This window comes from Entomomonas moraniae, from assembly GCF_003991975.1.
Taxonomy (GTDB): domain Bacteria; phylum Pseudomonadota; class Gammaproteobacteria; order Pseudomonadales; family Pseudomonadaceae; genus Entomomonas; species Entomomonas moraniae.
In genome coordinates this window covers 2065513-2091273 of record NZ_CP029822.1, presented here as the reverse complement: position 1 = coordinate 2091273, position 25761 = coordinate 2065513, and the positions used below count along the sequence as shown (strand labels likewise).

The 25761-nt window shown below is 36.3% G+C and carries 24 protein-coding genes; 17 read left to right on the top strand and 7 right to left on the bottom strand.

Going from position 1 to position 25761, the window contains the following annotated elements; genetic code table 11:
- Positions 1–4: 4 nt before the first annotated feature.
- A complete protein-coding gene (locus tag DM558_RS09845) occupies positions 5–445 on the bottom strand; it encodes a surface-adhesin E family protein (protein WP_127163866.1) in 441 nt (146 codons plus the stop codon).
- 198 nt (positions 446–643) lie between these two features.
- Between DM558_RS09845 and DM558_RS09840 the strand changes: the two genes are divergently transcribed.
- The 6 genes from DM558_RS09840 (at position 644) to DM558_RS09815 (ending at position 6420) form a co-directional block, all read left to right on the top strand.
- Positions 644–1255: a CDP-alcohol phosphatidyltransferase family protein gene (locus tag DM558_RS09840; RefSeq protein WP_127164869.1), complete on the top strand. Its 612-nt coding sequence runs from the start codon at positions 644–646 to the stop codon at positions 1253–1255.
- A gap of 12 nt (positions 1256–1267) precedes the next feature.
- Complete coding sequence (locus DM558_RS09835) at positions 1268–3022, top strand: bifunctional alpha/beta hydrolase/class I SAM-dependent methyltransferase (RefSeq protein WP_127163864.1); 1755 nt, start codon at positions 1268–1270, stop codon at positions 3020–3022.
- Positions 3019–4332 (top strand): phosphatase PAP2/dual specificity phosphatase family protein, encoded by a 1314-nt coding sequence (locus DM558_RS09830; RefSeq protein WP_127163862.1) that lies wholly within the window; start codon positions 3019–3021, stop codon positions 4330–4332. The genes DM558_RS09835 and DM558_RS09830 overlap by 4 nt, the downstream gene beginning before the upstream one ends.
- Positions 4325–4783 carry a hypothetical protein gene (locus DM558_RS09825; RefSeq protein ID WP_127163860.1) on the top strand — a complete coding sequence of 153 codons (459 nt, stop codon included), beginning with the start codon at positions 4325–4327 and terminating at the stop codon, positions 4781–4783. Before DM558_RS09830 ends, DM558_RS09825 begins: the two co-directional genes overlap by 8 nt.
- Before the next feature lie 82 nt (positions 4784–4865).
- On the top strand, positions 4866–5480 hold the full coding sequence (locus DM558_RS09820; protein ID WP_127163858.1) for a lysophospholipid acyltransferase family protein: 615 nt from the start codon (positions 4866–4868) through the stop codon (positions 5478–5480).
- Between the two features lie 4 nt (positions 5481–5484).
- Positions 5485–6420 carry a phosphatidate cytidylyltransferase gene (locus DM558_RS09815; protein WP_127163856.1) on the top strand — a complete coding sequence of 312 codons (936 nt, stop codon included), beginning with the start codon at positions 5485–5487 and terminating at the stop codon, positions 6418–6420.
- A gap of 30 nt (positions 6421–6450) precedes the next feature.
- Here DM558_RS09815 and DM558_RS09810 read toward each other — a convergent pair whose 3' ends face one another.
- The 3 genes from DM558_RS09810 to nfsA form a co-directional block, all read right to left on the bottom strand.
- A complete protein-coding gene (locus DM558_RS09810) occupies positions 6451–7266 on the bottom strand; it encodes a TPM domain-containing protein (protein WP_164731436.1) in 816 nt (271 codons plus the stop codon).
- Between the two features lie 214 nt (positions 7267–7480).
- Positions 7481–9799 carry a membrane-bound PQQ-dependent dehydrogenase, glucose/quinate/shikimate family gene (locus tag DM558_RS09805; RefSeq protein ID WP_177412508.1) on the bottom strand — a complete coding sequence of 773 codons (2319 nt, stop codon included), beginning with the start codon at positions 9797–9799 and terminating at the stop codon, positions 7481–7483.
- 374 nt (positions 9800–10173) lie between these two features.
- The gene (nfsA, locus tag DM558_RS09800) at positions 10174–10908 is read right to left on the bottom strand and encodes an oxygen-insensitive NADPH nitroreductase (RefSeq protein WP_127163851.1); all 735 of its coding nucleotides are present in this window, start codon (positions 10906–10908) and stop codon (positions 10174–10176) included.
- Between the two features lie 194 nt (positions 10909–11102).
- Between nfsA and DM558_RS09795 the strand changes: the two genes are divergently transcribed.
- The 5 genes from DM558_RS09795 to phnX are packed head-to-tail and all read left to right on the top strand — an operon-like array spanning position 11103 to position 16898.
- On the top strand, positions 11103–12137 hold the full coding sequence (locus DM558_RS09795) for a putative 2-aminoethylphosphonate ABC transporter substrate-binding protein (RefSeq protein ID WP_109701891.1): 1035 nt from the start codon (positions 11103–11105) through the stop codon (positions 12135–12137).
- Between the two features lie 19 nt (positions 12138–12156).
- Positions 12157–13230: a putative 2-aminoethylphosphonate ABC transporter ATP-binding protein gene (locus DM558_RS09790; RefSeq protein WP_127163849.1), complete on the top strand. Its 1074-nt coding sequence runs from the start codon at positions 12157–12159 to the stop codon at positions 13228–13230.
- Positions 13231–13239: 9 nt separating this feature from the next.
- The gene (locus DM558_RS09785) at positions 13240–14934 is read left to right on the top strand and encodes a putative 2-aminoethylphosphonate ABC transporter permease subunit (protein ID WP_127163847.1); all 1695 of its coding nucleotides are present in this window, start codon (positions 13240–13242) and stop codon (positions 14932–14934) included.
- Positions 14935–14949: 15 nt separating this feature from the next.
- Positions 14950–16047 (top strand): 2-aminoethylphosphonate--pyruvate transaminase, encoded by a 1098-nt coding sequence (locus DM558_RS09780; RefSeq protein ID WP_127163845.1) that lies wholly within the window; start codon positions 14950–14952, stop codon positions 16045–16047.
- Positions 16048–16085: 38 nt separating this feature from the next.
- Positions 16086–16898, top strand: a complete 813-nt coding sequence (gene phnX / locus DM558_RS09775) for a phosphonoacetaldehyde hydrolase (RefSeq protein ID WP_127163843.1) — start codon at positions 16086–16088, stop codon at positions 16896–16898.
- Between the two features lie 578 nt (positions 16899–17476).
- Here phnX and DM558_RS09770 read toward each other — a convergent pair.
- The gene (locus tag DM558_RS09770) at positions 17477–17815 is read right to left on the bottom strand and encodes a hypothetical protein (RefSeq protein ID WP_127163841.1); all 339 of its coding nucleotides are present in this window, start codon (positions 17813–17815) and stop codon (positions 17477–17479) included.
- Positions 17816–17819: 4 nt separating this feature from the next.
- Complete coding sequence (locus tag DM558_RS09765) at positions 17820–18317, bottom strand: hypothetical protein (RefSeq protein WP_127163839.1); 498 nt, start codon at positions 18315–18317, stop codon at positions 17820–17822.
- Between the two features lie 744 nt (positions 18318–19061).
- Here DM558_RS09765 and dbpA point away from each other — a divergent pair.
- On the top strand, positions 19062–20429 hold the full coding sequence (dbpA, locus tag DM558_RS09760; RefSeq protein WP_127163837.1) for an ATP-dependent RNA helicase DbpA: 1368 nt from the start codon (positions 19062–19064) through the stop codon (positions 20427–20429).
- A gap of 421 nt (positions 20430–20850) precedes the next feature.
- Complete coding sequence (locus DM558_RS15660) at positions 20851–21000, top strand: hypothetical protein (RefSeq protein WP_164731435.1); 150 nt, start codon at positions 20851–20853, stop codon at positions 20998–21000.
- Positions 21001–21133: 133 nt separating this feature from the next.
- Here DM558_RS15660 and DM558_RS09755 read toward each other — a convergent pair whose 3' ends face one another.
- Entirely contained in the window at positions 21134–22075 is a 942-nt protein-coding gene (locus DM558_RS09755; RefSeq protein WP_127163835.1) for a ketopantoate reductase family protein, read from the bottom strand.
- A 628-nt stretch (positions 22076–22703) separates the two neighbouring features.
- On the opposite strand from DM558_RS09755, the gene DM558_RS09750 reads away from it, so the two are divergent.
- The 4 genes from DM558_RS09750 (at position 22704) to DM558_RS15930 (ending at position 25670) form a co-directional block, all read left to right on the top strand.
- Entirely contained in the window at positions 22704–24068 is a 1365-nt protein-coding gene (locus DM558_RS09750) for a flavin monoamine oxidase family protein (protein WP_127163833.1), read from the top strand.
- 485 nt (positions 24069–24553) lie between these two features.
- The gene (locus DM558_RS16055; RefSeq protein WP_127164868.1) at positions 24554–24853 is read left to right on the top strand and encodes an autotransporter outer membrane beta-barrel domain-containing protein; all 300 of its coding nucleotides are present in this window, start codon (positions 24554–24556) and stop codon (positions 24851–24853) included.
- On the top strand, positions 24841–25062 hold the full coding sequence (locus tag DM558_RS15935; RefSeq protein WP_127163831.1) for an autotransporter outer membrane beta-barrel domain-containing protein: 222 nt from the start codon (positions 24841–24843) through the stop codon (positions 25060–25062). Before DM558_RS16055 ends, DM558_RS15935 begins: the two co-directional genes overlap by 13 nt.
- The gene (locus tag DM558_RS15930; RefSeq protein ID WP_127163829.1) at positions 25017–25670 is read left to right on the top strand and encodes an autotransporter outer membrane beta-barrel domain-containing protein; all 654 of its coding nucleotides are present in this window, start codon (positions 25017–25019) and stop codon (positions 25668–25670) included. The genes DM558_RS15935 and DM558_RS15930 overlap by 46 nt, the downstream gene beginning before the upstream one ends.
- Positions 25671–25761: the final 91 nt, after the last annotated feature.

Sequence of the window (25761 nt, the reverse complement as noted above, 5' to 3'; positions counted from 1 at the left end):
TCCTTTAATTAGTTGTTGTTGAAGATTTACATATAACGTCTAGCATTTTAGTAGCATCAACCCCTTCAATTGGGATGAACTTTGCGTTAGGGTCATTATCGGCGCTTTCTAATAATTCTCCCTCACCAAAAAACTTTTCATGAACAGCTTGTTTACCTATCTTTCCCGTTTTATCTTTACAGTTAATGGTAAAGTCGGTGACATAAGAGATGGGGTAGGGGTTAGTTAGCGCTGTTTTAGTAGGGTTAGCTTTTCTTTCTTGCATGGATGGAACATTAATAGATATTTTGGTTGTTCTAAGATCAGGGTTTTGTTTATCAATAACAATATCATCGGTTTTGATGAAAATGTGAGAGTCTTTTTGTGTCTCTATCCAGTTGTCATTATTTGCCATCACTAAAGGAGAGATAGTGGCAATAATTAGAGTTATTACTATTTTTGACATGAAACGTTCCTTACTATTTCGAGTATTTATACATTATTATAACGCGTTTTAATTAGGTGTGAGTGCGCAATAACACTCAAATAGTTACTTTATTTATGATAAATAGTCAGTAGGGATTAAAATAAGATTGGCAAGTACAAATAAATAGATTAATATATTTAAAATTAAAACGAACGTTTAAAAATGGAAGCTTCAAAAATGATCTCTGTTTATCAGTTAAAACCAAAGTTTCAATCACTGTTAAGACCTCTTGTTAATAAATTATTCAATGCGGGGGTAACCGCCAACCAAGTTACTATAGGTGCCTGTGTAGGGTCGCTAGTTATTGCATTGGTTGTTGGATTGTTAGCGAGCCATGCTTGGGTGTTTTGGTTAGTTCCTCTCTGGATGTTTATTCGTATGGCATTAAATGCCATTGATGGCATGTTGGCACGCGAGTTTAATCAAAAGTCAGGACTCGGCGCTTATTTGAATGAGTTATGTGATGTCATTGCAGACAGTGCATTATTTTTAGTCTTTGCATTTGTTGCCACGGTAAATCCTTTATTAGTGGTGTTAGTGGTTATTCTTTCTTTACTCACTGAATATGCAGGTGTAATGGCACCATTAGTGGGCGCTTCACGTCGTTATGATGGCCCTATGGGTAAAAGTGATAGGGCTTTAGCCTTTGGCGTGATTAGTGCAGGTATTGCTATTGGCTGGTTACCTTTGACATGGATTAATGTATTACTGTGGGTTATTGCGGCTTTATTAGTTTATACACTTGTTAACCGTATAAAGCAGGGTTTAAAAGAGATTTCTCATCACTAGAAGGAAAGTTGTATGCGTCAGGAACAACAAAAAGCATTTACCAGTCATGATGGAACAGCGCTATTTTATCGCCATTGGCCAGCTGTATCAGCGCCAGCAGAGGGAAGTACGCCTACAATTATATTGTTCCACCGTGGGCACGAGCATTCAGGTCGTATTGCACATTTAGTTGAAGAGTTAAATTTACCAGAGTTCCAGTTTTTTGCTTGGGATGCAAGAGGTAATGGACAATCTCCTGGAGAGCGGGGTGATGCGCCCAGTTTTGCATGGATTGTAAGAGATGCAGAATATTTCTTTCTGCATATAAAAACAGAATATCAATTAGCGAGCGAAGATATTGCCGTTATCGGGCAAAGTGTGGGTGCTGTGGTTGCCTCAACATGGGTGCATGATTATGTACCTAATATTCGTGCGATGGTACTGGGTTCACCTGCTTTTAGTGTGAAACTTTATGTGCCTTTTGCTGTGCCCGGTTTGAAGCTACTCTATAATTTGAAAGGTAACTTCTTTGTAAATAGTTACGTTAAACCAAAATTATTAACCCATGATAAAAGCCGTGAGGAATCATTCAAAACGGATCCTTTGATTGCTCGCCCTATTTCAGTTCGAGTATTATTAGATTTATACAGTACGTCTGATCGTGTAGTGAAAGATGCTCAGTCGATACATGTGCCTACTCAGATGCTTGTGTCGGGTTCTGATTATGTCGTACGACGTAAACCACAACAGCAATTCTTTGAGAATTTAGGCAGCCTGAAAAAAGAATACCATGTATTGCCCGGTTTTTATCATGATACTTTAGGTGAGAAAGATCGCCATCTAGCGGTTGAAAGAGCAAGACGATTTATCTTAAATTGCTTTGCTGAACCACAGGCAATACCATCGTTATTGGATGCTGATAAGGTTGGTTATACGCGTGCAGAGGCAGATAACTTAGCGCTACCTGTACAAGGTTTTTTCAAAAAACACTATTGGAAAATCAATAGAAAGCTTTTAAAACAAACCAGTAAAATTTCTGAAGGCGTAAAACTAGGGTTTGATACAGGCTTTGACTCGGGTAGTACTCTTGATTATGTTTATCGTAATCAAGCATCAGGTTGTTCGGGTTTTGGTCGTTACATTGATTTTCTCTATTTGCAATCAATCGGTTGGCGCGGTATTAGACAGCGTAAAGTGCATGCTGAAGAGCTATTAAAGTTAGCCATTGAACAATTAAAGCAAGCTGGGAAGCCTGTGAATATTGTTGATATCGCAGCGGGGCACGGCCGCTATATTTTAGAGGCAGTGAATCAGCTTGAGCAAAAACCTGATTCTATTTTATTGCGTGATTACAGTGATATTAACGTGAAAGATGGTACAGCGCTAATCGCAGCCAAAGGACTTAGTTCGATCGCTCGTTTTGAGAGAGGTGATGCTTTTAATAAAGAACAGCTAGCTATATTGAATATAAAGCCAACACTGGCAGTGGTATCAGGATTATATGAATTATTTGGTGATAATCAAATGATTAGAGATTCATTAGCAGGGTTAGCTGAGTCTGTGGAAGATGGTGGTTATTTAGTGTATACCGGTCAGCCTTGGCATCCTCAATTAGAGTTTATTGCCCGTGTGTTGACTAGTCATCGTGAGGGGCAAGCGTGGGTTATGCGTCGACGTACTCAGTTAGAGATGGATCAGCTGGTTGAGGCAGCAGGTTTTCGTAAACTAACCATGCGTATTGATGAGTGGGGTATCTTTAGCGTTTCTATTGCACAGCGGGTTAAATGATGAGTCATAAAAGAGAAGCCAGCTTATGGCCAAGAACATTGTTATGGCTTATCGGTTTAAGTGGTTTCTTCTTTTTCAGCTATGGCCTTGCTAACCACATTACTTCGTTAAGAAGTGATGTGGGCAGTGTTGTTTTTAATTGGGAACACTTTATTCCTTTATGGTCGTGGACAATTGTCCCTTACTGGAGTATCGATGCACTGTATGGCCTTGCTATTTTAATGGCTTGCACAAGAAAGGAGTTAGACACATTGGGGCGTAGGTTACTTTCTGCACAGGTAATTTGCGTGGGCTGTTTTTTATTATTCCCTCTACATTTTACTTTTGAGCGCCCTCATTTAGATGGCTTTTTTGGTACATTATTTGATTTGTTGATGGGTTTTGATAAACCGTTTAATCAGGCACCTTCATTGCACATTACATTGTTAGTAATTCTATGGGTTTTCTATAGCCAGCATATTAAGGGCTACTGGCGTTGGCTATTGCATGGTTGGTTTTTCTTAATAGGGTTGTCAGTGTTAACAACATGGCAGCATCATTTTTTTGATGTGCCTACGGGAGTTTTAGCAGGTTGTTTATGTATTTGGTTATGGCCGGATAATAGCTCATCACCCTTACTAGCAAAAGCATATCCTAAACAGTGGAAGTTGTTTTTTATATATACTATGGTGGCTTGCATTAACGCCTTGGTTAGTCTTTATCTGGGTGGTTTGTGGTTATGGTTGTGTTGGCTCTCGGTCGCTTTCTTGTTGGTTGCTTTAAACTATGCTTTCTTTGGCGCAGTGGGTTTTCAAAAACAAGATAATGGGCGTTTTAGTTTTCCTGCTTTTTTATTGTATACACCTTATTTCATAGTGGCATGGGTTAACTCAAGACTATGGACCAGAAATAATAACAACGCAGATTGTGTGGTTGGTAATGTTTATTTAGGCCGTATTCCTTGCCCGTCAACGATTAATCAGTATCAGTTTTCAGGGGTTGTTGATCTTTGTGCTGAGTTACCGATGACCTGCTACGTGGAGCGTTATCGGTTAATTCCTGTGTTAGACCTAACCATGCCACCCATCAGTATTTTTGATGAGGCCGTTAAAGCAATTGATGCTTATCAACAGCAAGGTCATGTTTTAGTTTGTTGTGCTTTAGGCTATTCGCGCAGTGCACAAGCAGTTCTTGCTTGGTTATTGTGGAGCAAGCATGCTGCAACAGTAAAAGAAGCTTTGGAGATACTTAAAAAAGCCAGGCCAACAGTGGTTATTAGTCAGGTACAACAGAAAAATTTAGAAGCATGGTGGGCTACGAAGCATGAGTAATCAATCTAAACAAGTGGATTTAGCTGTTTTAGTGGGCTTATTAAAACAATCAACCATGATAGGCCGTTTTTCCTCCAACATTACAGTTATTTCATTGCTGCTGCTAACTATTGTCATGTTTTTATTTGCTGACAGTTTAATTATGGTTGGTTTAAGTATCGCTATTTTCCTTTTAGGTATTGTTGAGAAGTATTTTGCGGTACGTGTCGATTTTGATCGGTCGCTATTTAAATCGCTACAAGCGTATTCTAATAGTGAGCTGATGTCTGCATTAAAGTCGATGGATCACTCATTGTGTCAGTTTGGTTTAATCAAAAAAGGCTATGATCCTGAGCGTAGCTTAGAAAGTCGAATGAAAGGGGCTATTGGTTTGTTTAAAAAACAGCTCTTTTGCTGTGTTATACAAAGTATTTTATTAGTGATCAGTGTTATTGTGATGATTAGTTGCTGATAGGCAGAAGATAAGCTATACGAAAGGCGAATAAACGGTATAATTGGTTAAAATAAGTGCCTTTTTTAGGAGTTTTCTTTTTATGTTGGCAAAGATTTGTTCTGCTTTATTGATAGGGTTTGCAAAGGCTCTAACAGGAGCACGTTGTGTTTGGAAAGGGTGTCATCCTGAACCCAAGCAACGTATTTATTATGCTAATCACTCTAGTCATGCAGACTTTGTATTAATTTGGGCCGCTCTTCCTCCTAAGTTACGTCAACAAACAAGACCTGTCGCTGCTTCTGACTATTGGTCAAGAACAAAACTACACCGTTTTATGATTCATCAGATGTTTCGTGGCGTTTTAGTTGATCGTGTGCGTAAAGAGGGTAGTAATCCTTTAGAACCTATGTTAAATGCTTTAGGGCAAGGTGACTCATTGATTATTTTTCCTGAAGGTACTCGTAATCGAGAGGAAGAATTACTCCCCTTCAAAAGTGGACTTTATAACTTAGCCATAGCTTATCCTGATGTAGAGATTGTGCCTGTCTGGTTAGATAATTTAAAAAGAGTCATGCCAAAAGGCCATGTTATTCCTTTACCTGTGCTTTGTACTTTGACTGTAGGGGAACCTATTCAAGTTGAAGAAAATGAAACACGCCATGAATTTTTAGACAGAGCCAGAGCATCATTGATTGCTTTAGGGAAAGGAGAATAAATAAATGCTATCTCATGATCAGGATACTTTCTTTTTATTTTGTGGTATTGGCGCTGTTTTAGTCTTAGCTTCTGCTATTGGTTTTCTATTAAAACTATTTAAAGGTAACACGCCAGTTATTGCCAACCTCAATGCTCGCATCAATGCATGGTGGTGCATGGTTATTGTGATAGGTATTGCTTTTTGGCTGGGTAACACCGCAGTGATTGTGCTCTTTTTTATTATTTCTTTTTTCGCATTGCGAGAATTTATTACGATCACACCCACGACATCGGGTGATTACTATGCGTTAGTATTTGCTTTTTATGCGGCGTTACCATTGCAATATATCTTAGTGGGTATGGATTGGTATGGTATGTATACTATTTTTATTCCTGTGTATGTGTTTCTATTATTGCCGATGTTTGCATCGTTATCAGGAACAACAAAAAACTTTTTAGAACGTACCGCTAAAGTGCAGTGGGGGTTGATGATAACCGTTTACTGTATTTCATGCGTGCCTGCGCTATTAACCCTTAATATTAAAGGGTTTGAAGGGCGAAATTTATTGCTGATAGCCTTTTTAGTGATTGTTGTTCAGATTTCGGATGTACTGCAATATGTCTTTGGTAAATTATTTGGTAAGCACAAAATAGCACCTAACTTATCCCCTTCTAAAACGATTGAAGGTTTTGTTGGGGGGATTGTTTCAGCTTCTCTCATTGGCGCTTGTTTATTTTGGATCACCCCTTTTAGCTTTGTTGAGGCAGCACTTATCGCGTTGATGATAACCCTGCTTGGCTTTATGGGTGGTTTGGTAATGTCATCTATTAAACGTGACTGTGGTATCAAAGATTGGGGGCATATGATTGAAGGGCATGGTGGTATGCTCGATCGTTTAGACTCTGTGTGCTTTGCTGCACCTATCTTTTTCCATGTTGTTCGTTATTGGTGGGGATGATTGAATAGTCATTCAATAAAAAAGCCTCTTTTAAGAGGCTTTTTTAGTTATCTTTTTTATGTAACATACAATAAATATTAAAACACCCGCATTGATATAAGATGTAAGCGTGATTGTTAAACAATAAATTAATGTAACCGTATTGCTTTTAATACTTGATCCAAATAAGTTTAAAAGAATTAGGGATAATGCAATCGATGGAATAAAGTAAATGAGGTAGCATTTCTTTAGCGTTAACTGTTTTTTAAAAAAGCGTGTACTAAGAAAATACAATGAAAAGGGAATGATAAGTGCAAATAGACTACAAATCAGTGCTAAAGAAATAGGCCAGTTTGGAATCAGTGTTTTTATATTAGCATGACTCACAGTGGTCTTACTGATAAGCTTGTCAACAGTGATATCGATAGCATGAAAATAATCATTCTGATTAATTAAGGGAGTAATATTTCTTTTTATAATTTTCTTAACAACAGGATCAGTTATTTTATTTTTTAAATCATTGCCTACTTCGATTCTTAGTTTGTGATCATCTTTTGCAATTACTATTAACAAGCCATTTTTTTTATCTGGTTGTCCCAGCTGCCACTCGTTAAAAACTTTAATAGCATATTTATCAATAGACTCATGACCGAGAGTTTTTATTATTAGCACAACAAATTGATCACTTGTATTTTGTTCGTGACGGGCTAGTTTTTGGCTAATAGAATTTAATTGTTGTTTAGACAGTGTCTTTGTTTCATCAATAACCCAAGCGTTTAACTTAGGAACTTCCGCTGCTTTAATGCTCATTGCAAATAAGAGGAAAACAGATAAAACAAATAGCTTTAAATGAAGTCCTGTAATCAACTTTATCAACATACTTCTCCATAATTATACGTTATATTTATTGTTGAAAAGGTAGGCTGATTATAAGTTATTTTAATATGAGCGTAAATGTTTATGCGCAAAGATACTTTATACAAATGGGACCTTGAAAAATTTTAGGTAGGGTAAATATTTTTTAGTCGTAGTGGCCTGTCGATAATGTTTGTAAAATAAAAGGAGCATTGCTCCTTTTATTTTATTTGTTATCTGGTAAGGCGAATGCTATGACATAATCTCCTATATTTTTTGATTGTGCTGCACCGCCAACGGAAATGACAATATATTGTTTTCCGGTATTAGGTGAAATATAAGTCATTGGTGTAGCACTAGAACCAATAGGTAATGCATGTTTCCATATTTCTTTACCTGTTTCTGAGTCAAATGCTCTAAGATAATAATCTTGAGAACCCGCAAAGAATACAAGGCCTCCCGCAGTAGTCATTGTCCCTGCGTAAGTAGGCATACCAATTTCCATAGGTATGTATGTTTTTATACCTAGTGGACCAACTTCCTCTGACGTTCCTACTGGAGTTTGCCATAATAATTTTTTAGACTTTAAATCTACTGCTGAAATAGTGCCATAAGGGGGTTCAACACAAGGAACACCTAGTGAACTTAGCCATACCATCGTGACCATCCCATAAGGTGTTCCTTTTTGAGGGGATGGTCCGTGTCCAGTACCATCAGCATGATATTTTTTAGCTGTAGAAGCATACTCATCTCTTGGTACCAACCAAAATAAAACAGGTATACGAATATCATTTACATAGGCGATTAGATTAAGCGGATCTAGAGACACACTACCCCAGTTAAGTCCACCTACATTACCTGGCTGTTCAATAGTTGGTTTGAAATCAATTGGTGTGAAGTCTCCTTGATAATTAACACGATTAAATTGTATACGGCAAGCCAGCTGATCAAGCAAGGTCATTCCCCACATTTTATTAGCAGTTAAATGATCTGCTCCAATGGTTGGCATTCCTGTTGAATAAGGTTGTGTTGGAGAAAGGTACTCATCAGGTACATTAGTTTTGTTTGGTACATTTTTTTCTTCTACTTTGGTAATAGGCTTTCCTGTTTCTCTATTAAGTAAAAATATTTGTCCACGTTTAGTTGTTTGCATGATAGCAGGAATATTTTTTCCTGTTTCATCAGGCACGTCTATAAGTGCTGGTTGGGATGGTAGATCGTAATCCCATAAATCATGATGAACAGTTTGGAATTTCCATTTTTTACGACCAGTATTGATATCCAATGCAACTAATGATGAATTATATTCATCAGAAAACTTAGGCCTATTGGCACCATAATAATCAGGTGTAGTATTACCTAAAGGAATATAAACTAAACCTAATTTGTCATCATAAGCTGCATGTGTCCACATATTTGGAGTTTCTAAGGTATAAGTTTTTCCTTCAGGTGGATATTTTGTAATTTCAGGATTGCCTAAATCCCAAGCCCAATCTAATTCACCAGTTTTAGCATCAAATGCACGAATAACTCCTGATGGCTCATTAACTTGTTGATTATCTACAACCCAGCCGCCTACGATAATGCGATCACGTGCAACAAGTGGTGATGATGTTTGAAAGTAAAATCCTGGAGTAACTGTTCCCATATCTTGTTTTAAGTTAACAGTACCTTTATCGCCAAAATCTTTACATGGTTTTCCTGTGTCAGCATCAACCTCTATTAAACGGGCATCAATAGTTGTCATTACGATGCGTTTTTTACAAACTGTATTGTCAACTGTTTCATCATAGTAATATGATACAGAACGGCAACGTTGCCATATAGGAGACTTCGCATCAGGAGAGAATGTCCAAATTGGCTTGCCAGTATCAACGTCTATAGCAGCTAAATGGTTATTGCGTGAACAGGTATAGACTTTGTCATCTATTTGTAGAGGTGTGTTTTGGTCAATCCCTGGACCTTTATCTCCTGTATTATACATCCAAGCTACTTGTAAATCTTTTACATTGTCTTTATTTATTTGAGTAAATGATGAAAAACGATCTCCTTGCGTTGTTTTACCATAAGCAAACCAGTTTTCTGGTTTATTTAGATTACTCGAGTGTTTTTTAAAGGCTTGAGTTTCATTATAAATAGTATTATGAGGTACTAAAGTGCCTGCAAGCATACAGATAAAAAAAATTGCACACAGACCACCAAGGCTATAAGCAATCCTTTTAACAGCACTGTTCCTTTTACAAAAAACTAATGTACTGAGAATTGCAATACCTAATGGTAACATTATCCGGGAGTTCATCGCCCAAAAATTAAATCCTCTTTCCCAAATTGCCCAAATCAGTGTATAGATCACAGCAATATAATTAAGATAAAGTCCGATCGATTTATTTTTGTATAATAAAATAGGCGTAATGCAATAAATAGCACCTAGTATTAAATAGAAAGATGTATCCCCTAAATAAACTAAATAACCGCCAGCAACAACAAAGCTTATACCTATAATAGCTATGAGTAACCCTAGTAAAAAAAGTAGTATTTTTCGCATTTTAATAATTTCCTTTTATTTATTTTTATATCGTTGTTAAATGCTTACATAATAGATAGAAATGATGGGATTAAAAAATATCATCAAATTAATTTATTATCAAAATAAGCACGTGAATTAGAGTAAATTAAAATTATAAAGTTTAATGATGGCAATAAAATTAATTCAAACTTTAGTGCAATATAAAAATATGTGTAATTTGGGGTTGCTAAATGAAATAGAAATATTTTATTTAGGTGTTTCTATAAGATTCTCTTATCTTTACAAGCCAGAAAAAAATATAATGAGTAGCGTGAGTTTTTAGGAGTGCTAGTAAAGAATTTATCTAAAAAAAGATTGCCGTATTTAAACAAGCAATCTTTTAAGAATGCTAATTATTCTGCTTTGAAATTTTGCTTAGCAAGGAAGTCTTTCATGTGAGGGCGTTTAAGTTGGCTGATGAACTGGCTCATATTGTGAGTCCAATCATCATTTTTCTGATTAGTACCGCGTGTTTGATAATAAGTCTGCATGGTATGATCATATTGTGATAATAGTGCAGGGTATTTGTTAGCATCATAGCATTCTTTATGGAGAATGGCTTGTAGTGGTAATCTTGGTTTAACTTGATTTTGCTTGACAGGAACGCCTATTGTCATGCCAAAGACAGGAAATACCAAGTGGGGAATATTTAACAGCTCATTTATTTTTTCTGGCTGATTACGAATCCCTCCAATGAAACAAATTCCGTAGCCTTTAGATTCTGCGGCTAATGCAACGTTTTGAGCAAATAGCGTAGCATCGATAGTGGATACTAATAGATTTTCCATTGAATCGCTTTGAACTACCGTGTTGTGTTGTAAACAGGCTGCATTTAGTCGAGCTAAATCTGCACAAAATACAAGAAATACAGCACAGGTCGCTACATGAGGGTTGTTGCTATAGTCTGCTAGTAGTTGCTTTTTTTCTGTGTCTTCAACTGAAATAACAGAATAAGCTTGAATAAAGTTGGAAGAGGAAGCGCCTTGCGCGGCTATTAATATTTCCTCTAAAACAGACTGTGGAATAGCCTGATCAGTATATTTACGAACAGAGATGTGTTTCTGCATTTGGTCAATAACATGGTTCATAATTAACCTACTTAATGGGATTTGAAATGTTTTTGATTCTAATTTATTAAATGTCTAGTTATTTTAGCATTAAATGATTGCCAAGCTTTTAGTAAATCATTTTAGATTGTGTTAAAGCGTATTTTGTTTGTCATCAAGTTGTCATAAATGATTTATATACTTTACTTAAGTTGATAAGAAACTAGGAAAATAAGATGTACTTAAGAAAAGTATTAATCAGTATCAGTATGGGACTTTTGTACTCTATGAGTGCATGGGCAGAGAAGAGCCAGTTAACGGTTTATACCGCGTTAGAAACGGACCAAATTAAAGCTTATCAGCGTGCCTTTAATAAAGCGTATCCTGATATACAGTTACGGATTGTACGTGATTCAACAGGTGTGATTGTTTCTAAATTGTTGGCTGAAAAGAATAATCCTAAAGCGGATGTGATTTGGGGAGTAGCGATTACTGGCTTAGGTGTATTAAAGCAACAAGGAATGTTGGAACCTTATGCACCGGCCAATTTATCTAATATTAAAGAAAGTTATCGTGATGTAAATAATCCACCATACTGGTGGGGGCTCGATGTAACGGGCGCCGTTGTTTGTTTTAATACGGTAGAGGCCGCTAAGAGAAATATTCCAAAACCAGAAAAGTGGGCTGATTTGTTAGACCCTGTTTACCGTGGACAAATTGTTATGCCTGATCCTACCTCATCGGGGACAGGATATTTTGATGTGGTCAGTTGGCTACAAATGTTAGGCGATGATCAAGGACGTGGCGATGGTTGGAGGTTCATGGATGAACTTCACAAGAATATAGCGCAGTATACGCACTCTGGCTCAAAGCCATGTAATATGGCAGCAACGGGAGAGTATGTGTTAGGCATCTCTTTTGAGTACAGAGGACATACAAACAAAATGAAAGGTGCTCCTATAGATCTTATTTTCCCCGCAGAGGGGTTAGGTTGGGATGTAGAGGCTTTTGCTATTCATAAAGGAACTAAAAACTTAGCAGCTGCTAAAACTTTAGCTGATTGGGCATCGAGTACAGAGGCGATGAAATTGTATGGCAAAAGTTTTGCTATCACAGGTCAGCCCAATGTGGCGCCTAAATTAGCAAATATTCCTGATGATTATGAACAACGACTGATTAAAATGGATTTTGATTATGCCGCAAAAGAGCGTGATAGGATTTTGCGGGAGTGGAGTAGTCGTTATGCAAATAAATCTGAATCAACGAAGTAATGGCTAAGGAACTCTATTCATGTCTACGTCCTATCTACAGTTAATCAATCTTAATAAAAAATTCGGTAAGTTTGTTGTGTTAAATGATATTAGCTTAACCATTAATAAAGGTGAACTAATCTGTTTTTTAGGGCCATCTGGCTGTGGTAAAACAACGTTATTAAGGATTATTGCGGGTCTTGAGAAGCAATCAAGTGGCATGATTATTCAAGGTGATAAAAATATTAGTTTTGCTTCGCCTGCTGATCGTAATTACGGTATTGTCTTTCAATCGTATGCACTATTCCCTAATTTAACAATCGCCGATAATGTAGCTTATGGCTTAGTTAATCGTAAATATACGAAAGAAAGTATAAAAAAACGCGTTGCTGAATTATTGCAGGTGGTAGGGTTGCCAGATAGTGGCAGTAAGTATCCCTCGCAAATGTCAGGAGGGCAACAACAGCGTATCGCTTTGGCAAGGGCCTTGGCTGCATCGCCTGATTTGCTATTATTGGATGAACCATTATCAGCCTTGGATGCAACAGTTAGACAACATTTGCGTAATGAAATTTGTAACCTACAAAAACAGCTAGGGTTGACCACCATTATGGTAACCCATGATCAAGAAGAAGCCTTGTCCATGGCGGATAGAGTGGTTGTAATGAATCACGGTACGATTGAGCAAGTAGGTAGCCCGATGGAAGTCTACAGTAATCCTGCTTCTCCTTTTGTTGCTGACTTTATTGGTAAAGTTAATTGTTTAGATGCTGTAGTAAGCGATGGTAATGCTTTTAAATGTGGTGACTTAACGCTCCAAATACCCCAGCAGCAACATTTTAATAAAGGGGATAAGGTTAAGTTATACCTTCGACCAGAAGACACCATTATTGAACCGTCATCGATTGATGGGCATAACCATTGTACAGGGAGGATTAAGCATATTGAGTTCTTTGGAAGTAATTGTATTGCAGAGTTGTCAGTAGATCATCTTGCAAATCAGTCCATACAGTTACAATTATCACTTAACCAAGTGTACGACCTTAAAGTAAAACAAGGTGAAACATTAACTTTTACTGTTCGCCCTGAACGTATCATGGTTTTTCCTCTATAAGGTTGTCAGATGTACAATTATTTAAGGCGCTTTAACAGCAACTATGGGTTAGTGTTTTTTGTATTAATCATTATTTTATTATTTTTTTGTTGTTTTCTCGTAGCACCGCTAATGGCCATATTGTCACAGGCTTTTACGGAAGATAACACGGCCTCATCTAATTTTATAACAGTTATTAACTACTTAAAATCACCTTATCTACTTAGGAGTTTAGGTAATAGTTTATTTGTGGCAATCATGGTAACTGTTATTATCATCCCGTTGGCTTTTATCTTTGCTTATGCATTGACCCGCAGTTGTATACGTTATAAGGCTATTTTACGTAGCATAACACTATTGCCTTTATTGGCACCGTCGTTATTGTCAGCTATCTCATTAATTTATTGGTTTGGCAACCAAGGTGTTATAAAGAAATTCTGGGAGTTTTTAGGGTTCGATAGTATTTATGGTGCATCAGGAATCATTCTAGCAGAATGCTTTGCCATCTTCCCCCATGTACTAATGGTTTTAGTAACTGCTCTATCCTTAGCGGATAGCCGTTTATATGAAGCAGCCGACACAATGGGAACAAGTACTGTTCGTAAGTTTTTTACGATTACCTTGCCTAGCGTTAAATATGGGCTCATTTCAGCCAGTTTAGTTTCTTTTACACTCGTTATCACCGACTTTGGTGTTCCTAAAATTGTGGGGGGTGATTTTGATGTGTTAGCCACAGACATCTTTCGCTTGATTATAGGGCAACAAGATTTTCAACAAGGTTCTGTCGTAGCGCTTATTTTATTATTTCCTGCGTTATTAACCTTTGTGGTTGATTTTTTTATACGACGCAAACAAACAGCTTCATTATCAGCTAGAGCCGTTGTGCTAGAGCCAAAACCTAATCGAAATTTTGATTGGGGGATGATGACTTATTGCCTTATTATCTGTAGTTTAATGTTGGCTATGTTTGGTATGGCCGTTTATGCCTCCTTTATTAGTTTTTGGCCTTATAACTTAACCATCAGTTTATTAAATTATAAATCTGTTTTAATCGATTCAGAGTTAGGTGGTGCTATTGTTAACAGTTTATTGTTAGCTTTAGGAACTACCGTGATAGGAACAGTGATTGTTTTTCTCGCAGCGTATATTTTAGAGAAAACAAAAGGCGCCAATTTTTTGCGGGCTATTATGAGTTTGTTTATTGTTTTACCCATGGCCGTTCCTGGGCTGGTGCTTGGACTAGGTTATGTATTTTTCTTTAATGCGCCTAGTAACCCACTTAATAGTTTATATCAAACGATGTCGCTATTAATTCTGTGTACTGTTATTCATTTTTATACAACCAGCCATATGACGATGGTGACTGCCCTTAAATCAATCGATTGGGAGTTTGAGGCGGTAGCTGCCTCACTGAAAGTACCTTTTTATAAAACCATGTGGCGAGTTACTTTACCAATTTGTTTGCCGACATTATTAGATATTTCGCGTTATTTCTTTATTAATGCAATGACAACGATTTCGGCAGTTGTTTTTCTTTACTCACCAGAAACTCAGTTAGCCTCAGTATCGATATTAAATTTAGATGATGCTGGAGATTTAGGTGGAGCTACTGCAATGGCAGTAATGATTACGGTAATTTCAATAGTCGTAACCGGTATTTATTTATTAATTAGTCAGTTAGTTCATCAAAGAACACAACGTTGGCGTAGTACCCAACATTCATAATAGGTATTTTTTACAATGGATAGAGATAATATTCTTTTAACTCCTGGGCCTTTAACAACCACTTTGCGTACTAAGTTGGCGATGCTAAAAGATTGGGGATCTTGGGATACTGATTTTAATGCGATCACAGCAAAAGTACGTCAACAACTATTGGATATCATTGATGGACATGATGATTATGTTGTCGTACCGTTACAAGGAAGTGGCACTTTCTCTGTAGAGGCAGCAATAGCCACTGTATTACCGCGTGCTGGACATTTACTGGTATTAGATAATGGTGCTTATTGTAAACGTATGGCTAAGCTAGCAACGATGATGGGACGTAGAACGACCGTATTATCAAGCCCAGAGAATGAATCTATTAATTTAACTAGGGTAGAGCAAGCCATTATTGAAAATCCAAGCATTACCCATATTGGGCTCATTCATTGTGAAACGGGGGCGGGTGTTGTTAACCCGTTACTAGCGATCAGTGAGTTATGTAAACGCTTAGGAGTTGGATTAATTGTCGATGCAATGAGCTCCTTCGGTGCATTACCTATCAATGCAAAAGATCTCACTTTTGATGCGCTAGTTTCTGCCAGTGGTAAATGTCTAGAAGGTGTTCCTGGTATGGGATTTGTCTTTATTCGAAAAGCTATTTTAGATACTTGTGAGGGAAATAGTCATTCTTTAGCATTGGATTTATTTGACCAATATGCTTATATGGAGCGTACAGGGCAGTGGCGTTTTACACCACCGACACATGTGGTTGCTGCGCTAGCTGAAGCGATCCAACAGTTTATTGAAGAGGGTGGACAAAGTGCTCGATTAGCCCGTTACACTGAAAATAGTAAGATTTTATTAGAAGGTTTAGGTGAGTTGGGCTTGAAACCATTTTTAAAAGATGAAGATATAGCACCTATTATTATTACCTTTTTAGCACCATCGTCTGCTAATTATGACTTTAAAACCTTTTATAATACAGTAAAAGCAGAGGGGTTTTTGCTGTATCCAGGCAAGTTAACAGATATTGAAACTTTTAGAGTGGGTTGTATTGGTGCGATTGGAGCAAAAGAAATGCATCAAGTAGTCAGTGCCATGGCTCTTTGTTTAAAGCAAATGAATATTTAATCGATAATAAATTAGAAAATATAGAAAAGGACATAAAGATGACACAACAAAACATAAAAGCAGTTGTTTTTGATTGGGCAGGCACCGTCATGGATTTTGGCTCTTGTGCCCCGATGGGTGCATTTGTGAGGTTATTCGAAAAGTTTAATATTAAACTAACCATCGAGCAGGCAAGAGCACCCATGGGAATGGCGAAGTTAGACCATATTAAAGCATTATTGGCGATTCCTGAAGTGAACCAGCAATGGCAAAAAGTTTATGGAAAAAAACCAACCGATAAAGAGGCTGAAACACTGTATGAAGTTTTCACACCGATGAATGCTGAGGTGGTTGGAGATTTTGCTGACTTTATTCCTGGTACGCTTGAACTTATTAATCAGTTGCGTCAAAAGGGTATGAAAATAGGTTCAACCACGGGCTATAATCGTCCAATTATGGAAAAGTTAATACCGATTGCTGCAAAAGCAGGTTACTCTCCTGATAGCATCGTATGTGCTGGTGATTTAGCTGCAGGCAGGCCGTCACCTTTAATGATGTATCAAACCTTTGCTGAGTTAGGTGTTTGGCCTCCTCGATCAGTGGTTAAAGTTGATGATACGATTGTAGGAATAGAGGAAGGATTAAATGCAGGAACATGGACGGTTGCAGTTGCCATTAGTGGTAATGAAGTAGGTTTAAGCTTAAAAGAATGGTCGGCTTTAGCCTCTGAGGTACAACAGAATTTGCGAGAAAAAGCCTATAAGAAAATGCAAGCATCGGGTGCTCATTATGTGATAGACACAGTAGCAGATTTACCTGCGGTTTTAGAGAGCATCGAGAGAAGAATGCAAGAAGGGGGAACACCTGGTTAATTAAAAAATATTTGTGTCTTTTAGAGTGTTTATAAAAGATGAGTAAAGTTTTTATATTATAGCCAACACAAAGATAATTGTTTGCCCTGCATAGAACAAGGCAGGCAATATTGGTTAGTTTACATTTTGATGGATTAGTTATTTATAAAATGACTCTAATAGCATGATTAAGCAGTAGTTTATTAAATAGGTGGTACTAAAAAGAACGACATAAGAGGTGGTGTAACTGACTAGCTAAATTTTTTTCTTGCGAGTAAAATACCCAACTTTTTAGAAATGAGCCTGTATATGATTTTTGCTGCTTTACTTGCTATAAGTTTTATTTTGCTTATTGGCACCTCTTTAATTTCTTTCAACGAAAAATATAAAATTACGTTAATACTAGTTTTTTCTTTCGCTTTTTTTGTATCTGTAATAGGTTGTGTAATCTTTAATTACTCTGAATGTGCTAGCGGTAATATTTCAGCTTGTGAAGCATTTAATAATACAATAATAAACTAGCCGAGCACGCGTAAACTTTGTATGAAAAGGGGATAGCGTTTTGTCTTTGTGTGTGTACACGGCAAGCTAGATATGGCTTAAATACCATAGGCCTTCATTTTTATTTCAGTTTTTCTTTTTAGAGCGGCACCTTTTAAACACAATAGATAGTGCTTGTCATTACCTGCGCGCCTGATTATTGTTTTAATATAACTAATGCCAATGGCTGTTAATGATCTTGCTGTTCCTATTGGACCTGAAGGGGTTGGAGCTTTACCTACGGATGAAGAGCAATTGCCCGAGCTTTCAATAACTTTAAATACTAAAAAGGTAACCTCATTATTCACTGGCCAACTACTTCCTTCTCCAGGATACCAAGTGGATAAAATATTTTTTACATATTCTTCAGTGTATAAATCAACAAGGTGCTCTGCCATATTATTAATCCTTTATAAGCATTTGAATAGTTTGTTCGTGTGTGTAGCCTATAAAACTGATGAGATAAAAATAATTCGATATTATTTTGTTTTTAGGAATAATGAATACGGTAATTCTATTTTTTCCTTCCAACGTTTTTTCATCATCAATAATTAACACTTGGTAATTTTTTTTAGTTATCTCAACTATTTGGTTTTTACAGTTAATATTCCATTTTTCTTTTAATAGCATTGGAATGTTCTGTCCAAAACTTTCGTTGATCTTTTGAAACCCAATGGATTTTTTATTTTTAAAAATGAGAATAGGATCGCCAGAAATAATAGTACTTTCTGGTATGGCAGTATAAATATTTAAGTCAGGTGAAAGCCTATTTTGAAATACATATTCAGTTGATGAGGTATATTTATTCAATGAAACAGCAGTGACATTACATTGCTCATTAGCATATGTCATAAATGACAAATAGAGTAGAACAATCATAGTGCTCAGAAGTCGTTTCATAGAATAATATCCATAATGTCTTTAGAAACTATCATAGTAAAATTATGGTGATTCGCTATCAGACAAAGGACTTATTATAACAAAATACTATTTTTTTAAATATTTTTGTAAGTGTTAAACAAGGTATTATCAAAAGCGTGTATTGGCTTTTATTCCTTAGTATTTTTGGACACTTTCTTTGACTATTAGAATTAATTATTTTTAATTGTGAGATAAAGGGTTCATTGCTTCGGATTAGATTAAAAATGCCTTCTACTTAAAATAATTTAGGGAGTAATTATTTTTCCTAAAAGCTTTTTTTGAGATATAAAAAAAACAGTGACACAAGAACATTAGCTTGATATTTATATACTAAAGCATGCAGGTCTATTGGCATTAAGACAACATTTGTAATAGGCAATAATTACAAAATAATCATTACTTATTTTCTTAATGCGGTTGAGTTAAATATTATGTTATCCGTTCCTTCGACAACAAGCTCTAACAGTTTAGTTAATCTCAAATAAAAGCTATATCATAAAAATAGCTAATGATGTTGTAACATGGTATTAGAAAGCAATATTATCTCGTATGGATGTGTATGATAAATGTAGTGTGTTGTTGTGTTAGCATAAATGTATTATTGCAACCATTGCTTACTAAAATAATTATAAATTAATACGTTATAGTATAATTAAAGTAATTATGTTTTTAATCAGGTATGATGAAAGTTAAATTAGTTACTTGTTATAAAAAAGAGTCCTTGTGAAAAAATTTTCATCTTTACCTTTAAAAAAAGTTTTATTAGATAGCTTAGCGTCAATGGAGTTTACCTCCATGACACTTGTACAAGAGCAAACATTACCATTAGTTCTAGCAGGGAAGGATGTAATAGCTCAAGCCAAAACAGGCAGTGGAAAAACCGTTGCCTTTGGTCTAGCCTTATTATCTAAACTGAATGTTAAACAATTCGCCACACAAGCGCTGGTAATTTGCCCAACACGTGAACTAGCTGATCAGGTCTCGAATGAGATTCGTCGCCTAGCTCGTCTGATGAGTAATGTAAAAGTATTAACACTATGTGGGGGCGTTCCCATTGGCCCACAAATAGGTTCTTTAGAGCATGGAGCGCATATTGTTGTTGGAACACCAGGAAGATTAGCTGATCATCTACAGCGACAGACGCTAGATTTAAAACAATTAAATATATTAGTTCTCGATGAAGCGGATAGAATGCTTGAGATGGGGTTTGAGGATGATATTCATCGTATACTCGATGCATCACCAACCTCTCGACAAACACTCCTTTTTTCTGCTACCTATCCTGACAGCATCATGACGATGAGTAAAAAGATACAGAATTCACCACTGATGATTTCTATAAAGGAACAACATAATGAGATTGAGCAATATTTTTATGAAGTTGAGAATCATCAGCGTGATCAAGTATTAGCTAAAATTATTAATCTGAATCCTTGTGAGTCGACTATTGTATTTTGTAATACCAAGGCAGCGTGTCAAGATGTTGAATCCTACTTGAATGAGCTAGGTTATAGTGCTATTGCATTACATGGGGATTTAGAGCAACGTGAGCGAGAGCAGGTATTATTTCAATTTGCTAATAAAAGCTGTACTATTTTGGTAGCAACGGATGTCGCCGCTCGGGGCTTAGATATTAAAGAGCTAGATGTCGTCATTAATTACCAAGTCACTCCTGACCCGCAAGTGTATGTCCATAGGGTTGGTCGCACAGGAAGAGCAGGTGCAAAAGGAGTTGCTCTTACCTTAGTTGCAACCAGTGAGGTTGTTAGAGTTAATGCCATTGAAAATGAATTAAATTTTGAACTCAACTGGAAATTATTACCTAATTTAACTATTGATCCCACAAATATTGTAATACCCAAAATGCAAACATTATGTTTGACGATTGGCCGCAAAAATAAAGTGAGACCTGGTGATGTACTTGGGGCATTAACTAAAGATGCCAATCTAGAAAGTAAATATATTGGAAAAATTAATATCACAGAATTTTATACTTACATTGCCATTGATCGCACCATAATAAAACAAGCCTTATCTTATTTTCAGCATGGAAAAATTAAAAGTAAGCCGGTTCGAGCACGTAAATTATAAAATAGATACTTAAGTAAAATTTGATACGGGGTTTTGGTTAATACTATATCAGTGAGCTTTTAAATGCTTATTCAAATTTAGTCGAAGAACGTAACTTAGCATAACTAAGAGTTTTACTAACTCCTCTTCCTGATCACAATCTTGGTCTCAAAGGAGTTATGTCAAGTAACCGTTCCAATGAGATTATTAGGATCACATCTGATGATAGTTGCAAGTGGGATGTAGATACCTTTCATTTAACTTATAACCAGAATAAGACGCTGATTAAGGCATACCTTGTAAATGAATCTTATATTAACATTACCCGAGAAGTGCAATATTTATTTAACTAATTCGTTTATTGGTCATTTTAAAACTTGTAAATTAGATCAAGATGAAAATAGTGTTATAAGGGGATTGTAAAGACAATCAGTATAGTGATATGGATGCTGGCGATAGAGATAGTTTTGCTAAAGAAAGGCTTTATAATCTCTATGATGCTTATAATTACTTAGCTTGGATTAACTTGCAATTAGAGACTCTAGCCACGGGGCTTAAAGCAGAGCAAGTACCTGATTTTTGTAACATCTGACGGTAAAACAATTTCTGCTTAGCTCTGCTATGTACTAAGTAGAAATAAATAATTTATAACTGAGATGGTCTCAAATCGATGAGGGTTAAACACCCTCTTTTGGATAGATCTAAACGTATCCCATAATAAATCATCAACTCTGGGAAGATAATAACCTTTGCTCGTAAGCTTTTAAATGAGTATATGCAAGTTGTAATATTTGGCATTCAATATTTGCCGATATGGACTTATCTAGCATAAAACCAACAATATGGTCAGCTTCAATGCGATTGTTGTGCTCGATATCACGAAGCATTGAGGTAGTATATTTTGAATTAGGATCAGAAAAAATACCTTGATACATCTCCATAAAGCTATAACTTGGTGCATAGCCATTTTGGCTTGCGACTTGAGCATTTTTATCAAGTAATTGTAAAAATTGTTTTTTCCCATCAGGAGTTCTCACAATTTCACCAACGTTAGCACGCATCATGCAAGTCATTGCTGCGGCTGTAGATAAGTGAACGAGCTTCTGCCACATTTGTTGCATAATATCATTTACTGGCTGTATTTTTACACCTTTTGCCTGTTCAAATAAACGAGCAAACGACTGAACTCTTTGAGTTATCTCAGATGATTGCTCTCCAAAAGTCAATTCGCACCAATCATTTAAATGCAAAATATCGCCTTGCTCATTTGCAGTCACTTGAATTTTTGCACTTCCTCCTAATACTCTTTCCAGACCAAATCTAGCATTGAGTTGGTCAATATGTGCAACTCCATTGAGTAAAGGAATAATTGTGGTTGAAGGACCAACAGCAGGTATAATACTATTCATTGCTGACTCTAAGTCATAAGATTTACAAGCAATAACGATAAAGTCATAGTAGTCTTTTAAATGATTTGATGTAATTGTGTTAACTGATATATGTGCATCGCCAAATGTGCTTTTAATAGTTAAACCATTTTGTTGTAACCGCTTTTGTCGTTGTTCTCGCACAAGGAAGGTCACATTTTTCCCTGACTCAGCTAAACGTCCTCCAAAATAACCACCAATACCACCTGCGCCTAATATCAGTACCTTGTTATTGCTCATAGTTTTTCCTTTAGCTTTAGATGATGAATAAATACAAGATGGATAAAATATCAAGTAAAGCTTTTTTAAATAAATGGTATAAATCAGTTTTTATATTCTAGTTTATGGCTTTAAATGGTGTCAAATTGATCTTTTCCCAACTTAATGTAGAGTTTTTAAAATATAAGTGCCCATTAAAATGGGGCCAGATTAAGTTGAGCTTTATCGCTACGATTTAGATGTGTGTTTTGTTACTGGAAAAGATGCTTACCTACCCATTGATTAGAGGGTGCTGTATCAAAAAATACTACACTAGGTGACGGTAATGACGTAGTGACTGAAAGTTGATTTTGGTCTGTTTAATTTCTTTATGTGAGAAAAACATTTATCCCTCCTCAATTATGCTACCTAAAGAAATTAACGCATAAGTACTAATAGTCGCCTTTCATGAAAATATTTTTTGGCTCTATTATTACTTTTTAAGAGTAATCTATTTTAGATTTTAAATATAAGAATTACAGCTAAAAAAAAGATACTGGCTATTAGTATAATAAACAGAAAACCTCCCTTAGTGTTTGTGAATAGAACTATCCTCTATGCTAATTTCTAGCTTGCAACAAAACAAATAAATAGATAAGAGGATATAAAAATGAAATGTAATAATACACGTATTGTTGTTATTGGTGCTGGATTTGCAGGATTGTCAGCGGCACTAAAACTTAAAAAGGAAGGTGTTCAAGCTATCATATTAGAAGCTAGAGAGAGGGTTGGTGGGCGTGTTAAAACACATTATACCGCTAACGGCACGCAAATTCCTTTGGGCGGTCAGTGGATTGGTCCTACACAAGACAAAATGTATGAGTTAGTTAAAAAATATGGTATTGAAATTTTTCCAACTAAAGATCAAGGCAACTCCATTGTAAAGTTTCAAGGTAAAATACAATCAGAGATGCCTCAAGAAGTGCTTGGCTTATGTGAAAAATTAGATAAGTTAGCACAAACTGTCAATTTAGAAAAACCTTGGGAAACACCAAATGCTAAGGAGCTAGATGGTGAAACTTTCCGTAGTTGGTTAAATAGAGAAGCAGTTTCATCAGAGATTGCTGAATTTACCAGTCGCTACTTAGCAGGTAACTTTCTGGCCGCTGATGCGTCAGACGTTTCTCTGTTACAACTTTTATTCTATGTCAAAAGTGGTAATGGCATTGACTCTCTCTCGGGCGTTGAAGGTGGTGCTCAACAAGATAGGGCTATAGGTGGATTAGAATATATTGTAGAAAAACTGGCAGATGATTTTGGACAACAAAATATCTACTACAATCATCCTGTAACACAAATAAAATATAGTGGTGACTGTGTTCAAGTGGTTACTGAAAACGAAACGTTTCATGCTAGTCGAGCTATTATCACTATCCCTTCAGCTGTTATGCCAGAGGTTAAATTTACACCTGAGTTACCTGTGTTAAAACATAAATGCCTTGAACATGTATTAGCCCCGCTGGCCTATAAGATGCATTTCATTTATGATAAACCTTTCTGGTATGAGCAAGGCTTATCAGGCAATACGACTAAAAGTGAAGGTTATGTTTATGAAACCTATAATAATACAGTGGATGATAGTCGAGATGGCATTATAAGTTTGTTTAGCTATGGCAATGAGGCAAATGAACTACGGAGTAAAACAAAACAAGAAAGACAACAAATTATCACTGACGAATTAGTAGAATTGTTTGGCGAAAAAGCGGCTCAGTTTAAAGAGTACATCGAATACGATTGGAGTACGCAAGTATATACGCGAGGTTGTTTTAGCGGTCATTTTAGTACAAATGGCTGGTATACCTTAGGTAAAGAACTCAATAAAAATATTGGCCCACTTTATTGGGCAGGTACTGAGCTGGCTGCTCAATGGAACGGCTATTGTGATGGTGCTATTCGATCAGGTGAAGAAACTGCTGATCGAGTTATTAAAAGCCTCAAGCCAGGAGAGCAAAATCAACAACCGCACTATAAATAATAGGAAAAAGCCAGCCTTTGCTGGCTTTTTTAATCTTGCTCTATTTATATGAATAAGTTCAGAACAGATTAGGTATCTCACTTTGAGCGTGGTCATAACGCGTTTTGATATGAAGAATCTAATCATAAATTCACAGTATTACTAAAAGCTAAAAACAACAATTATTACCTTGGCACATGGCTGCTAGAGAAGCTTTGTAAATAATCTTTATGCCAATAGATTCTGATATTTCTAAAGTATTATCTACTTCAATGCTAAGTAACGGAATGTGTTTCTATTTTTTTTATAGTTATTGTTTAGGTAGCGCTAATTATTCTTTTTTATAAAATCATACCTAGCTAGTCCACGTTGACGAAGTACTGTGCGAACTTTTAAGTTTAAATATCACCTTTAAGTTGATTGGTAGACCCATTTATCAAATCCCTACCATAAACAATACTTTTTAACTACTCAAGATGCGATCCTAGTACAAAAAAAGTTTATGCATAAATAAATTATCAATCACAAACAATGGATTTGCCAATACCCAAGGTAACGAGGTATTACAAGTTGTATCTACTACATCAGGCAATGATGGCAATTTCACATTAGTTTCTGTGGTTGAAGCAGGCGGATACCAGTATGGGTTAAGGCAATCCACCATTCCTTTAAAAAATGGGTGGGAGCTTTTCGGTACAGGTAAAACATCAACAACAGCTAAAGCTGCTGTAAACAGCTATTTTAATGTGGCTTACCTTTTTCCTCTATTGATAACCAAACATTATTACAACGTATGGGAGAACTGAGAGATAGCGATGGCAAACATGAAGGTGATTTCTGGATGCGTGCTTATGTCGGTAAATTAAACTCCTTTGGTGGTCAAAAACTTGATGGTTTTGACATGACTTACAGCGGAACGCAGTTAGGTGTTGACAAAAAAATGCGCTTAAATTCAGGTGACTTTTACCTTTGTTTGATGGCAAGCTATGCCAAACTGATCCTGATTACAAAGTAGGTTCCGGCACAGCTAAAAGTTTCGGAGCCGGTGCTAATTTAACTTATTTAGATTATAGCGGTTTTTATTTTGATACTGTCCTAAAATACACCAATGTTCGCAATAAATTCTCTGTTAAAGACACCCAAAATAATGCTGTACAGGGGCGTACCAAAAGCAAGGGTTATGGTTTGTCATTTGAATTTGGTAAACAATTTAAACTAGGCGATAGCCATTTTTATATTGAACCACAATTTCAGCTAGCCTACCAATACCAAGACGGCGACAAGTCCAATGCTACCAACGGCTTAGAAATTAAAATGGATAGTTATGACTCCCTACTAGGTCGTGCCAGCGGAATAGTTGGCTACAAAATGGCTGAATCAAAAAGCTTACAACTAAACTTATATGTTAAAACAGGTATTGTTCAAGAGTTTGCAGGGGATACTAGCTATCGTCTGAACGGTAATAAAGGAAAATACTCTTTCAGCGGTGCTTGGTTTGATAATGGTATAGGGCTAAATGCTAAAATTAATGATCGCCATACCATCTATGGGGAACTAGGCTGTACTGCAGGACAACGCTTTGATAAAATGCAAGCAAGTGTTGGCTATCGTTTCCAATTCTAGTATTTTATTACATTATTGATTGAGACTGATCTATCCCTAGTTTATTGGAGGCTTTTTAACTTTAAAAAGAGCCTCCAATGAGCACTAAATA